This window comes from Ichthyenterobacterium magnum (genome assembly GCF_003610635.1).
GTDB classification, from domain to species: Bacteria; Bacteroidota; Bacteroidia; order Flavobacteriales; family Flavobacteriaceae; genus Ichthyenterobacterium; species Ichthyenterobacterium magnum.
The window spans coordinates 630,239-644,257 of record NZ_RAQJ01000001.1; the positions used below are offsets into that span (position 1 = coordinate 630,239).

A 14,019-nucleotide genomic window follows, 5' to 3' on the forward strand; every position below is an offset into this window, starting at 1 on the left:
ATACTGATTAATATTGTTTTCTAAATTTAAATAAAATGAAAACCAAACAGTTTTTTACACTTAAAGAGGTTAAGCTCAACAACAATTGTCCTGAGTGCTACTCTAATGAAGGTTTAAAATTAACCTTTAAACAAAAAATTGCTGACACCCTATTTTACAAAGCTATAACAGAACACACAACGCTAGCAATGTATTGTACAATATGCAAAACCGATATTTTTCCTGTACGATGGACAAACGAAATAGAGCAAGTTGTAGCTTACCAACAACGTGCTATAAAACCGAAATCAAAATCGATAAAACTCAAGAAACTAGCTTGGATTTTAATTGTGATAATAACAGCTTCAATTATTGGAGTGATATTATTTATAAGTGGTGTTTTTGAGTAATACTACAAAAAAGAATTTATATGCTTGGCTAGAGCTTCAAATTCTTCTTTTTCTAAACTAACTTTATTAATAAAGCGTGCGTCTTCCATCGTGTTTAAAGGAATTAAATGCACATGCACATGAGGCACTTCTAAGCCAATAACCGAAACGCCAATTCGTTTACAAGTAATAGCCTTTTCTAAGGCTAAAGCAACTTCTCTAGAAAATGCCATTAGTTTAGTATAGGTGGTTTTGTCTAAATCAAAAAGTTTATTAACTTCTTTTTTAGGAATACATAATGTATGACCTTTAGCATTTGGGTTAACATCTAAAAAAGCCAAAAACTCTTCAGTTTCTGCTACTTTATAACAAGGAATTTCTCCGTTAACAATTTTTGTGAAAATAGATGCCATTTGTATAATACGTATATCTGTAAATATAAAGATTCCTAACAAAGTAGGAATCTTTTAATTAAACTTTATTGTAAATTATTGATTATCTAGTAATTTCTAAAACATCAAATTTAATAACACCATTAGGCACTTGTACTTCAGCAACTTCGCCAACAGATTTACCAAGTAAACCTTTACCAATTGGAGAATTTACAGATAATCTACCTGTAGCTAAATCTGCTTCACCATCTGCAACTAAAGTATAAGTCATCTCCATGTCATTAGCTTGATTTTTTATTCTAACCGTAGATAACACTAATACTTTTGAATTGTCTAATTGAGACTCATCAATAACTCGTGCTCCAGCTAAAGTTTCTTCAAGTTTAGAGATTTTCATCTCTAACATACCTTGTGCTTCTTTTGCTGCATCATACTCTGCATTTTCGCTTAAATCTCCTTTATCTCTTGCTTCTGCAATTGCTTTAGACGCGTTAGGACGCTCTATATCTTTTAATTGTCTTAGTTCGGCTCTTAACTTTTTTAGTCCTTCTTCAGTATAATAAGATACTTTACTCATAACTTCATCGTTTATATTGTAACATATTATGTGTTTAAATTAATACGATTCTGAATAATTTCAGAATAAAACACAAAAAATCTCGCTCACACGAGATTTAAGTTACAAATATACAAAATATTTATTTCAACATTTATTTTGTTTACATTGCAAAAGAAATTTATTAACTCTATGAAACGTTTTTTACTAGGTTTTTCCTTAATAATACTTACCGCTTGCAGCAGTGACAACTCTGTTAATAATTGTAATTTTTTATTAGATTTAAATGTCAATGCTAGTCTAAACCTAAGCTTACCACAATATGCACCATTATTAGTTACTAGTGGTGTTTATTTTGAACCTAGCCAAGGTAACAAAGGCATTTATATTATAAATACTGGTAATGACACCTATAGAGCTTGGGATGCAACAGACCCAAACCATGTTGTAAGTAGTTGTTCATTTTTACAACGCGATGGCGTGAATGTAACTTGTGGTTGCGATGACCAAAACGAGTACAGTTTATTTACAGGACAAAATTTTGGCGACCCTTTGCCTTGTGGTTTATTTGAATACAGAGCTACGTTATCTGGGAATACTGTTGTTGTTAGTAATTAGATTTTATCCTAAATTTAAAGTAAAAATAGCAGTTAAGAGCTTAGTGTTCTTAACTGCTGTTTTTACTAATTTTCTTTAAACTTCTTTTTTATTAAGATTTTTTTTACAATTTTTACAATAATATATATTAGAATTAATATTAATATCCAAAATAAAAATTGCCATAAAATAATACCATTATTTGGTTCAATAATTTTTGTTTCCATAAATTTTAACTAATTATCACCTATTGCAGTTATGTCAATAGGTTCGCCTGTGGTTTTATTATAAGTTATAGTTATTACATAACTATCGGAATAAGATATATCAAAACCTTGAATACTAATACCAATATTAAAGTGCCCAATAACAGTAACTATATTTTCATTTATTGAATGTTCATATGAATCCTGTTCCCATTCTAGAAAAGGAGTAACTCCACTTTCAAATGAAATAACCTCAAGTAAATCAAATTCATTTATGTTTTCTGTAATAGAATTATCTAAAATTGATTTAGCATGAACGTTTAAATATACAGGAGGTATTATATATGCAAACTTAGCTTTAAATTTAGTAATCTTAGTTCCATTTTGTAAATTTTCTAAATTGATTTCTTCTAATTCAAATGTGTTTTCAAAGTCATCTAAAAACTCTTCAAAATCGGCTACAGAATCAAAAGAATAAGGACTATTAGTATCTCCAAAATTTGTATTTATAAAAGAATCTCCTTGACCTAATAAATCAGTTAACTGGCTATTTATTATTGATGAATTATTTCCACCACCAAAACCACCAGAACCTGAAGACCCACTAGAAATATCATTCCCAGAAGTTGGAATGTGGTAATTATATATAAAAATCTCTTGAAACGAATTGTTACTATGTTGGGCAGGAGCGGTTACAACAACCTCCTCTAACTGGTTATCATCAGGTAGGTTGTCAGTATTCCAACAATTATGATCGCCAAAATTTTGAAAAAACATTGTTAGAAAAAAACCTGATTGTTGGGTAATATTATTTAAAACAAATCGTTTAGTTGTTAAGCCATTTTGGATTTTATATGCGTCCAAAAAATTCCCATCAAAATCGTTATAATAAACTAGACCTTCCTTTAAATCACCATTAGTGTATCTGCCAAAAGCGTATTGAGTCTCTAAGGCAAATACCACAACATCATTAACTTCAATAAATATAGCTTTAGATGAATAATTGCCTTCTCTATTTATTAAAGTATTTACTTCAGTCATTAAAGCATCAGTAAAATTTAATTCATTCTGTTCAACTGTTTCCCATTGAGGAGAAAGGACAAGTTCGTTACTTTCACTTGTTCTAAATATAAGGTTTAATGGTTTCGTCTTTTTTTTAAAAAATACTTGTTTAGCTTGTTTGACAGAAACAGTCCTATAGTTTAATTCTTCTTTTTGTACAATTGAAATTTCATCCCTTTGACAATTGAAGATAAATATAGAAACCCCTACAATTAAGGCAACAAGCCACAATTTGCTTTTAAGTTTTTTTGTCATAGTGTAGTATAATATAAATTAATAATAGATAGTGTTTAAGCAGTCATTTCAAATACTGTTCTATAAAAGGAAAAAACTAGCACAAGTTATATTCGAACATTTATGTTGTCCACTTATTTTGGAAGACTTCTTAAATAACCCAAAACTTTGCTTTAAACCGTTCAAGCCTACAAAAAAAAAGCATTAGAGACAAAGCATTTTATTCATTATTTATCATAACCTATTGTTAATAAGTTTTTTATGTGATTTTACACTTGAAAGCAATTACCATACTTACAGAGTACGGAAAAACCGTAACTTATAAATACTTTTTAGCCTGTTTTTAACAGTTTAGAGCTTGGTTTTAACATCCTGTTTTACAGGTAAGTTATTGTTAATAGGCCCTCAACTAAGATTAGCTTGGCATTTAGTCTAAAAAACTAAAACTTTAATGTAGCACCAATTAAAAAATTAGTGGTTGCTTGTGGATAATAGTAAATATAACCGCCGCCATAATCTGCACCATTAGACACATATTCTTTATTAAAAATATTATTTACTAAACCAGAAAGTACGATAGATTTAAATATTGATTTTGGTTTTACCTCATAAGTCACATTAAAATCATTCACAAAATAACTATCTAACTTTGATGCTTTATCATCTGTATTAACCATAAATTGTTCGCCTACATATTTACTTAATAAAGATAATTGTAAGTTCTTTTTAGGTTGAAACACCAATGCATTTGCAGCAACTAGTTCTGGAGAAAAAGAGATATTTGTACGACCTAAGTTTGTCAATACTCCATCAATAGAAGCAATCGTTTCTTTATTTTTATTTGAACTTAATGTGATATTGGGTTGGATAGAAAATTTACTTGAAATAGCAATTGCAGCATCGATCTCTAACCCTAAACGGGAACTTTTCCCGCTATTGGTTCTAATTGGGTTTCCAACATTATCAATTTGCCCTGTGAGTACCAATTGCTCATTATATAGCATGTAATAAATATTAGTATTTATTTTGAATGTTTTAGTGTTATGCCTCCAACCCAACTCAAAATCATTAAGCTGTTCTGGTTTAACGTCTGCATTATTTTCAAAATCATCTCTGTTAGGCTCTCTATTTGCTCTTGCATACGAGAAGTAGATACTGTTATTTGAATTTAACCTATAGGTAATTCCAGCTTTAGGATTAAAAAAGCTGTAATTTTCATCTACATTAAACGGAATTCTATCTGAGGTTAATCCTGTAGTTTTATAATTGACCAAACGTAATTGCAAATCACCATACAAACTCACTTTATCATTTACTCTATATGTGGCCTTTGCAAAAGTGCTGAAGTCATTTTTTAAACCATTACCTTCATAATAGCGACCTCTCAAAGTACTATTACTAGTATATTGCGCCCAAATAATTTCGCCAAAATGATCGCCATCATAATGACTAACTGAAGTTCCAAACGTTAAATCAAGTGCATTATTTTTATAATTAGCACTCATATTTAACACATAAAAATCATTATCTAACCAGCGTCTTCTTATTAAATCTGTAGTATTGATGGTTTCTCCTCCAATAACAATCTCATCTAAATTATAGTCTAAAAAATCTTCGTCCTCTTTATATTGCTCAAAATAACCACGTCCGTAAGTATAGTTTAAACCTATATTTGTAGACCAGTTATTATTATAGCGTTGATTCCAGTGTAACTGATAATGATCTTGATTATAATTATCTACTTCGTTATCATAAAATTGAGTGTCTCCATTTGCATCTGTATAAATTCCAGCAGAATTAAATGTTCTATTAGTTTCTAGTGTCTCAGCATCTATACCGTTCCAAGCCTGGTAAGTAACTTCTTTTCCGCCAAAAGTAATCGCTTTTATTAACGTATTATCATCAATATAAGATGCTTGTAAAAAGTAAGATTTTAAATCTGTTTCTGCTCTATCTATATAGCCATCTGAATTAATTTGAGATAAACGACCAGCAATCTCAACACTTCGGCTACGTTCAGTGTCTGAAAACAATTTGCCTGTACTAAATTTCACTGTATGTTTTCTAGTATTAAAACTTCCAAAAGCATTAGATATTTCTGCTTTTGCTTGATTAGAAATTGCGTCTGTAAGCACATTTACACTTGCTCCAAAAGCTCCAGAACCATTAGTTGAAGTACCTACACCTCGTTGCAATTGCAAACTTTCTACCGAAGAAGCAAAATCTCCTAAATTAACCCAAAAAGTTCCTAAAGACTCTGCGTCGTTATAAGGAATTCCGTTAATAGTTACATTAGTTGACTGCGCGTTAATACCACGTACTCTTATGCCTGTATAACCAACACCTGCTCCTGCATCTGAGGTTGTAACAACAGATGGTAAGTAATTTAAAAGCACAGGAATATCCTGACCCAAATTACGTTTTTCAATTTGTTTTTTAGTGACATTTGAGTGTGTAATTGGCGAAGTCGCATTCACACGAACTGCCTTAACTAAAACTTCGTCTAAAGTTTCAACTTTTGTTGAGTCTTGTACTTTTTCTTGTGAAAACGCACAATACGATAATGCGAAAAGACTTAAAAATGCGAATAAATTTTTCATTACGATTAGATATAATAATCGAATAAAAAGAGGTCATTATTCTTTTGTTAAATAATTAATTGATTGAGCTTAACTACTAAAAGTCATCTAAGATGACCTTATCGCACTCGCTAAAAACATTCACTGAATGTTTTCTTAACGCTCGTTTCCTAAACAGCATTACCTGTTCTAGGTTCAATGGGTATGATCTCAGCCGATAATTGGCACCCCTTTTTTGAGAACGCTGCAAAGATAGTCATGAATTAATAAATAACAACCAAAACCTATAAATATTTAATCAACACTTGGTGGTTTTCTATTAGCCTTTTTCTCAGCAGTTTTACGCTTGCTATCAAGACGTTTTTTAACAACTGCCTTAGGAGTTTTTGTTGGAATTCTTTTTTTAGGAACAATTAAACCTTTGTTTATTATCTCTAAAAAACGTTGAATTGCAATTGTCTTATTTTTATGTTGGCTTCTACTTTCATCACATTGCAATATTAACAAACCCTCTTTTGTAAGTCTTGTTTTTAAGTTTTCTGAAAGTAATTCTTTTTGCTCATTATTTAACACAACTGAATCTAACATATAAAATGTAAGTTCAATTTTTGAAGACACTTTATTTACATGTTGGCCACCAGCTCCAGAACTTCTAATAGCTTTAAATTTTAATTCAGATAATAGTTGCGCTTCATCAAACATTAGTCATTAATTTGATGCGTAGGTTTTAATAGATCTGTAACCGTTTTTACAGGATTAAATGTAATTAACGGTACTTCAACAAAAATGGTGTTCCATTGTGCCATGCTTCCGTTCCATAGTCCAGGTAGTTCTAACGCTTTAAGGTCTTTCCCTACTTTTGTTTTCATTGTAATGAATGCAGTTTTAGGGTCAACAAATGTATTGAGGTCAAATTTTTCTCCTTTATAATTTTTTATACCGCAAACCAAATCAACTGGGTTAAAATGTGTTGCGCTTTTTAAAATATCTTTTTGTTGTTTGTTTTTTTTATCTATTTGAGCCGACTCAACTATTTGTAACGATGTAAGTCCATTTTCTCCTTTAACCCAAAAAGGACCACCTCCAGGCTCACCTTCATTTTTCACCATACCACAAACACGAATTGGTCTGTCTAATTTTTCTGTTAGATAATCTATTTGGTATTTGGCAGAATATTTTTCAAACTCAGGAGAAATTACAACGTTCATTTTTTTAAATAAAAACTCAGCAATTTCTACACGTTTAGCTTCAGACAAATCATCAGTTTTTAATTGCTTTAAATATGTAAACGCTTCCTCTTGCATTTCTAATAAAATACCAGCTAACATTTTTTTATACTCTGCAACTTCTTGTTCAAATTTAAACACAACAACATTATCTATATTTTTAATAAAAACGATATCTGCGTCTAAATCATTTAAATTTTCTAATAGTGCTCCATGGCCAGATGGGCGAAATAACAATTGATTGTTTTCATCTCTAAAAGGTTCATTTTTTGGTGTCACTGCAATAGTATCTGTAGATGATTTTTGATAAGAAAACGAAATGTTAAAAGTTGTATTTGTTTTTCGTTCTACAATAGCTTCTATACGCTTAAACTCTTCGTCAAACTTATGGTTATGTTTTTCAGAAATTGTAAAATGAAGATTAGCTTTATTATTTGATGATGCGTAATGTGATGCTTCAAATAAATGCTCTTCAAAAGCTGTTGCTATATGATCTTTATATTTATGAAACGGAAATAATCCTTTTGGGTAAAAACCATAATTCAACTTATCACTATCTAACATTGTTTTTACAAACAAGTGTTTTTGTTTATCATTTGAAAATGAATTGAATTTTGGATAATATATTTCCATTTCTTTTAAGACGGTTTTGTAAAATGGAAATTTTTCTATCCCAACTAAAAAAATTGAAAGGCTAGAATTTTTATTTTTATTAATAAACGAATTAATCGTCTCTTTTTCAGGATTATAGTGATTAATAAAATGAAAAAGTGTTTTAAACATTCTTGTTGCTGCACCAGAGGCTGGCACAAACTTTAAGATAGAAATCGAATCTCTTTTTGAATCATAATAATTTTCAAAACGCACTTTATTTTCTTCAGAAATCTTATTAATTCCATGGCCTACAATTGCTGCTGCACTTAAGTTAATAAAAGGAAGTCCAGATTTAAAAAGTTGAATTTGCGCTTTTACTCTATCTACTGTTAAGCCTTTATCTTGTATTTGTTTTATATCGTTATCTGTAAATATCACGTTCTATTTTTCAATAATTCATCAATCTGTTTTACTGCGTCTTCCAAACGTTTTTGTTTATCGCCTTTTAGTAAAACATATGGTCTGTTTTGTTTTATTAATTCGTCTTGAAATGCTTTAAACATTCGCTCTCTTTCGTTTGGTTTATCACGTAAATCATCAGCTTCCCAAGGCGTGTCAATATAAGTTAAAAAATACAAATCGTATGTGTTTTGCAACGCGTATTTTTCTAAAATAGGATTGCAAGTTCCTGAGTAATACGCTTGGGAATAAACCTTTGTTTCTAACAAATCTGTATCGCATATTAATACAGAATCTGTTTTTTGAGCTAAGTCATTTTCTAATTGCATTTGCCCTAAAGCAATTGGTAATAAATCTTTAGGCTCACAAGTTTTACGTTCATTATTCCATTTATCTTGTAAATATTCTCTTGCATATTCACGAACCCAAATAGAATTATAATGTCTTGCTAATTGCCGAGACAACGTTGTTTTTCCTGTTGATTCTGGTCCAAATAAAACAACCTTTATACAATTTGCTGATTGTTGTTTAAGCTTTTCTTCCATTGTTTATATGCTTCTATTGCTAGAATTAAGAATATTAAATATTGCATGCCTGTAAAACCATATCCTTTTACAAAATACAAAGGTATAGATACAATGTTTCCTATAATCCAAAGCGACCAATTTTCTATTTTTTTAAGTGCCATTAGCCACATTGCTGCAAAAAACACACCCGTTGTAAACGTATCTAAAAATGGTGTTGCTTTTCTAAAGTCATCCAAATTACCAGAACTCAAATTAGAAAAAGCAAAATCTATGCTTTCAGTAAAACTTAAATTGTTTGGCATAACATTATAATAACGATATACAAAAACTACAAACAATGATGTAAAAGCAAAAATTCCAAAGGCTTTCAATTTATCTTTACTAGTAGTTCTTGAAATTGGGATGTGATTTTTTTTGTCATCAATAACTTTACTCCACATATACCAACCAAAAAGACTCATTAATGTATAATATATGTTTATAATCAAGTCTCCGTATAAGTTCCATTGTGATAATAAATACACATATATACCTGTACTAACTATACCTGTTGGATATACTAAAATATTTTCACGCTTAGCAAAAACAACACTAGCAACGCCAAAGGTAGCGGCAACAAACTCTAAAACAATGTTTATAGTTGAAGCTGTTTGATAAGGTTCTAAAAAAAAATCTATTATTTGATTCATTTTAATTCATTAAAAAAAGATTCATCGTTTTCAAAAGCTGTTCCAATAACTACTAAATCTGCACCGGCAATAAAAGCATCATCAAGCTGGTGTTTACTTCTAATACCACCACCAACAATTAGTGGAATATTTATTTCTTGTTTCACTTTTGAAATAATTGTTTTAGAAATAGGATGTAGTGCTCCGCTTCCGGCTTCTAAATAAATAAGTTTCATTCCTAATAATTCTCCAGCCTTTGCTGTATCTACAATTTTATGAATGTTATCTTTTTTTAAAGGGCTAGTTTCTGTAACGCGTTGTACAGCCGTTTCTTTTCCGTTTTCAATAAGTAGATAACCAGTTGGTATAACCTCGAGTTGTGTTTTACGTAATCTTGAAACAGCCTTAATATGCTTTCCAATAAGATATTGAGGATTTTCTCCAGAAATTAATGATAAAAACAATAATGCATCAGCATGGTTTGTAATTTGAGTAACATCTCCTGGAAATAAAATAATAGGTAAACTTGTTTGTTTTTTTATTTCAATGACTAATGTTTCAGTCGCTTCATCTTCAACAGTACTTCCGCCAACAAAAACATGAGTAGCCATAGACTGGTTTAGTTTTTGCATAAAACTAGGTAAACATTTGATCTTCATTTTGTCTGGATCTATCAAAACCGCTAACAATTTTTCTCCTTTAGAAATTGAATTCAATATGCTGTTATATACTGCCTTCATTTAAGTCGTTACAAAAGCACAAGTGAATCCTTCAAACTCTAAGAAATGCGTATTATATCTATGTTTTTTGTTTTGATAGTCTATCCATGCTACAGTTTCTTTATCTTCAAGCATAAATGGAATGACTAAAAAGTGCTCTTTAAATAACATTCCTGGTGTTGCAAATAGTTTATATAATGATTCTTTAATTCCCCAAATTACAGTTAATCGTTTAATATAATCTGTATCGCTTTCAGATAAATAATTGAACTCATAGTTCACAAATTTTTTAGCAATAATTGCAATTTTATCTCTTTGCTTTTCGATATCAATGCCCACTTCTGTATCACTTACAATTACACCAGAAAACGTAAATGAATGTGTAATAGAAATATGCTTACCATCTTTTAAATGAGGCTTACCATTGTCATCATAAAACAAATCCTGATCTGTGTACCCAAAGTCTCTCAGTAAATGTCTCACACTTAAAAAGCCACGTTGATGCAACTCACTCTTCATACTTAAAACGCGCTCTAAACTTTGTTGTTTTAAATCTAAAGGCTGCATTAAATCTTGATAAGACTCTGTAATTTTCCAAATTTTAACAGTAGTTTGTGAGTTGGGAGTGAGTGTTTTATAAAGCGGCATTTAATTTTCTGAAAGTTAATAGTTATCTTTGCATCGCCTAAAGCGAATTTGGTGATTAATAATATAGCGAATTTAGTTATTTAAGCCATAAACCCAAAAGGCTAGTGAATTTTAAAACAAGAAAAAATTATGAATACAAAAACAATTCCTTTCGTAGCTAACAAAGTAAAAGATATGTCGCTTGCGGCTTGGGGAAGAAAAGAAATTGAATTAGCTGAAGCTGAAATGCCAGGATTAATGAGTTTACGTGAAGAGTATAAAAATACACAACCACTAAAAGGTGCTCGTATTGCTGGATGTTTACACATGACAATCCAAACTGCTGTTTTAATTGAAACTTTACAAGCTTTAGGAGCAGAAGTTACTTGGAGTTCTTGTAATATTTTCTCAACTCAAGATCAAGCTGCTGCTGCAATTGCTGCCGCAGGAACTGCTGTATATGCATGGAAAGATATGACTGAAGAAGAGTTTGATTGGTGTATAGAACAAACTTTATTTTTTGGTGAAGATCGTAAACCTTTAAATATGATTTTAGATGATGGTGGTGATTTAACTAATATGGTTTTAGATAAATATCCAGAATTAGCTGATGGTATTAATGGTTTATCTGAAGAAACAACAACAGGAGTTCACAGACTTTACGAGCGTGTAAAAAACGGAACTTTACCAATGCCAGCAATCAATGTTAACGATTCAGTTACTAAATCTAAATTTGATAACAAATATGGTTGTAAAGAATCTGCTGTAGATGCAATTAGACGAGCAACAGATATCATGCTTGCTGGAAAACGTGTAACTGTTTGTGGTTATGGTGATGTTGGTAAAGGTACTGCTGCATCTTTTAAAGGTGCTGGAAGTATTGTTACTGTAACAGAAATCGACCCAATTTGCGCATTACAAGCTGCCATGGATGGCTTTGAAGTTAAGAAACTAGAAACGGTAATTGGTAATACAGATATCGTTATTACAACTACAGGAAACAAAGACATTGTACAAGGGCGTCATTTTGAAGCCTTAAAAGACAAAGCTATTGTTTGTAATATTGGGCATTTTGATAACGAAATTGATATGGCTTGGTTAAATGAAAATCATGGTCATACTAAAAACACAATTAAACCTCAAGTAGATAAATATACTGTAAACGGTAAAGATGTTATTATTTTAGCCGAAGGCCGTTTAGTAAATTTAGGTTGTGCAACAGGTCACCCAAGTTTTGTAATGAGTAACTCCTTTACAAACCAAACTTTAGCACAAATAGAATTATGGAATAACAAAGAAGCTTACGGAAACGAAGTATATATGCTACCAAAAGCCTTAGACGAAAAAGTAGCAAAATTACACTTAGCAAAAATTGGTGTTGAACTTACAGAATTACGTGAAGACCAAGCTGAATATATAGGTGTAACAACTGAAGGTCCTTATAAACCTGAACATTACCGTTACTAATTGTCATTCCTGCGTAGGCAGGAATCTCATAAATTGAAACCAAATTATTATAATTAAACCCTTGCAGAAATGTGAGGGTTTTTTATTAGTTTAGAACATGTTTAAACGACACCCAGAAACACTCATTCCTCTAATTAAAGAATTAGAAAGCTATATTGCCGTGAGAAACAAAAGAAACTATTTGGTTTCAACATCTAATATTGCATGGCAAATTGACCATTCGCTAAAAGTATTTAATCTAGTTTCTGAAACTTTAGTGAACTCAAATCCTGGATTGCATTCAAGTCAATTTAATAAATGGCGTTTGTTATGTTTTACTCTGGGTTATTTTCCAAGAAATAAAGTTAAAGCTCCAAAATTTGTTAGACCTCCTGAAATAATTTTAATTGAAGATTTAGAGTTACAGCTTCAAGCGGCATATCAAAATATTGAAAACATAAAGTCTGCTAAAAAATATGCACATTTTAAACATTTTATATTTGGAGTTTTACATAAAAAAAGGACTATTCGCTTTTTGCAAATTCACACAACACATCATTTAAAAATTATTAGAGATATATTAAAATAAAAACATGAAAATTACGTCTAAGCTCCCAAACGTTTCAACGTCTATATTCTCAATAATGAGTGTATTGGCAAACCAACACAATGCTATTAATCTATCGCAAGGATTTCCAAATTTTAAAAGCGACCAAAAACTTATTGATTTAGTTAGTAATGCTATGAATTCTGGCTATAATCAGTATGCTCCAATGGCAGGAAACATAGAACTACGCCAAGTAATTGCCAAAAAATTTGAGCTACTGTATAACACAACCTACAATCCAGAAACAGAAATTACAGTTACCGCTGGTGCAACTCAAGCTATTTACACAATCATTTCTACATTTATAAAACCAAATGACGAGATTATTATTTTTAAACCAGCTTACGATTGTTATCAACCAACTATTGAACTCAACGGAGGAAAAACGATAGCTGTTCAGCTTGAAGCTCCTAATTATAACATAGACTGGAATGAAGTTAAAAGCAAGTTTAACAGCAACACAAAAATGATAATTATAAATACGCCACATAATCCCAGTGGCGCAGTGTTTTCTGTAGATGACATGCTAAAACTTCAAGAACTCACAAAAAACACTAATTGTATTGTATTAAGTGATGAAGTATATGAGCACATTATCTTTGATGACGTGCAACATCAAAGCGTTTGTCTATTTCCAGAATTAAAATCACGTAGTTTTATAGTAGCGTCTTTTGGCAAAACATTTCATAATACAGGTTGGAAAACAGGTTATTGCTGTGCTCCAAAAGAGCTTATGCATGAGTTTCAAAACGTGCATCAATTTAATGTGTTTTGTGTTAATCATCCATCTCAAAAAGGACTAGCAGACTATCTACAAGAACCAAAACATTACTTAGAGTTACCTCAGTTTTATCAAACTAAAAGAGATCGATTTCTCGATTTAATAAAAGATTCCAGGTTTAAAGCCATACCATCTCAAGGCACCTATTTTCAAGTATTAGATTATAGTAAAATTACTAATGAGCATGATGTTGACTTTGCAAAGCGTTTAACTACAGAGTTTGGCATTGCTTCAATTCCGCTTTCAGTATTTAACAATGATAATATAGATAATCATGTACTGCGATTTTGTTTTGCTAAAACAGATGAAACTCTAAAAAAAGCAGCCGATATTTTAAATCGAATTTAAGTGACTTTTTTACTGTTTTTGTT

Annotated in this window: 15 protein-coding genes; 5 read left to right on the top strand and 10 right to left on the bottom strand. The window is 30.8% G+C overall.

What is annotated here, in order from left to right:
* Positions 1-35 precede the first annotated feature (35 nt).
* Positions 36-389, top strand: a complete 354-nt coding sequence (locus BXY80_RS03075) for a hypothetical protein (protein ID WP_120199739.1) — start codon at positions 36-38, stop codon at positions 387-389.
* Between the two features lie 2 nt (positions 390-391).
* Here the strand turns inward: BXY80_RS03075 and BXY80_RS03080 are convergent, their stop codons facing one another.
* On the bottom strand, positions 392-781 hold the full coding sequence (locus BXY80_RS03080; protein WP_120199740.1) for an HIT family protein: 390 nt from the start codon (positions 779-781) through the stop codon (positions 392-394).
* An 82-nt stretch (positions 782-863) separates the two neighbouring features.
* Positions 864-1,337, bottom strand: coding sequence for a transcription elongation factor GreA (gene greA, locus BXY80_RS03085; RefSeq protein WP_120199741.1), 474 nt, complete (start codon positions 1,335-1,337; stop codon positions 864-866).
* Between the two features lie 171 nt (positions 1,338-1,508).
* Here greA and BXY80_RS03090 point away from each other — a divergent pair, with 171 nt between their 5' ends.
* On the top strand, positions 1,509-1,934 hold the full coding sequence (locus tag BXY80_RS03090) for a Rieske (2Fe-2S) protein (RefSeq protein ID WP_120199742.1): 426 nt from the start codon (positions 1,509-1,511) through the stop codon (positions 1,932-1,934).
* Between the two features lie 215 nt (positions 1,935-2,149).
* On the opposite strand, the gene BXY80_RS03095 is transcribed toward BXY80_RS03090, so the two are convergent.
* The 8 genes from BXY80_RS03095 to BXY80_RS03130 form a co-directional block, all read right to left on the bottom strand.
* Complete coding sequence (locus BXY80_RS03095; protein ID WP_120199743.1) at positions 2,150-3,436, bottom strand: hypothetical protein; 1,287 nt, start codon at positions 3,434-3,436, stop codon at positions 2,150-2,152.
* A gap of 419 nt (positions 3,437-3,855) precedes the next feature.
* The gene (locus BXY80_RS03100) at positions 3,856-6,015 is read right to left on the bottom strand and encodes a TonB-dependent receptor (protein ID WP_120199744.1); all 2,160 of its coding nucleotides are present in this window, start codon (positions 6,013-6,015) and stop codon (positions 3,856-3,858) included.
* Between the two features lie 273 nt (positions 6,016-6,288).
* On the bottom strand, positions 6,289-6,696 hold the full coding sequence (gene arfB / locus BXY80_RS03105; protein ID WP_120199745.1) for an alternative ribosome rescue aminoacyl-tRNA hydrolase ArfB: 408 nt from the start codon (positions 6,694-6,696) through the stop codon (positions 6,289-6,291).
* The gene (locus BXY80_RS03110) at positions 6,696-8,252 is read right to left on the bottom strand and encodes a DUF4301 family protein (RefSeq protein WP_162843263.1); all 1,557 of its coding nucleotides are present in this window, start codon (positions 8,250-8,252) and stop codon (positions 6,696-6,698) included. The genes arfB and BXY80_RS03110 overlap by 1 nt, the downstream gene beginning before the upstream one ends.
* Positions 8,249-8,818, bottom strand: a complete 570-nt coding sequence (locus BXY80_RS03115) for an AAA family ATPase (RefSeq protein WP_120199746.1) — start codon at positions 8,816-8,818, stop codon at positions 8,249-8,251. Before BXY80_RS03115 ends, BXY80_RS03110 begins: the two co-directional genes overlap by 4 nt.
* On the bottom strand, positions 8,779-9,489 hold the full coding sequence (gene pnuC, locus BXY80_RS03120; RefSeq protein ID WP_120199747.1) for a nicotinamide riboside transporter PnuC: 711 nt from the start codon (positions 9,487-9,489) through the stop codon (positions 8,779-8,781). The genes BXY80_RS03115 and pnuC overlap by 40 nt, the downstream gene beginning before the upstream one ends.
* Complete coding sequence (locus BXY80_RS03125) at positions 9,486-10,208, bottom strand: geranylgeranylglyceryl/heptaprenylglyceryl phosphate synthase (protein WP_120199748.1); 723 nt, start codon at positions 10,206-10,208, stop codon at positions 9,486-9,488. The genes pnuC and BXY80_RS03125 overlap by 4 nt, the downstream gene beginning before the upstream one ends.
* On the bottom strand, positions 10,209-10,835 hold the full coding sequence (locus BXY80_RS03130) for a 4'-phosphopantetheinyl transferase family protein (RefSeq protein WP_120199749.1): 627 nt from the start codon (positions 10,833-10,835) through the stop codon (positions 10,209-10,211). It abuts the gene before it with no gap.
* Positions 10,836-10,964: 129 nt separating this feature from the next.
* Here BXY80_RS03130 and ahcY point away from each other — a divergent pair, with 129 nt between their 5' ends.
* The 3 genes from ahcY to BXY80_RS03145 all read left to right on the top strand — a co-directional run bounded on the left by ahcY (position 10,965) and on the right by BXY80_RS03145 (position 13,996).
* Positions 10,965-12,281 carry an adenosylhomocysteinase gene (gene ahcY, locus BXY80_RS03135; protein ID WP_120199750.1) on the top strand — a complete coding sequence of 439 codons (1,317 nt, stop codon included), beginning with the start codon at positions 10,965-10,967 and terminating at the stop codon, positions 12,279-12,281.
* Between the two features lie 97 nt (positions 12,282-12,378).
* Positions 12,379-12,849 (top strand): DUF1569 domain-containing protein, encoded by a 471-nt coding sequence (locus BXY80_RS03140; protein WP_120199751.1) that lies wholly within the window; start codon positions 12,379-12,381, stop codon positions 12,847-12,849.
* 4 nt (positions 12,850-12,853) lie between these two features.
* Positions 12,854-13,996 carry a methionine aminotransferase gene (locus BXY80_RS03145; protein WP_120199752.1) on the top strand — a complete coding sequence of 381 codons (1,143 nt, stop codon included), beginning with the start codon at positions 12,854-12,856 and terminating at the stop codon, positions 13,994-13,996.
* Positions 13,997-14,019: the final 23 nt, after the last annotated feature.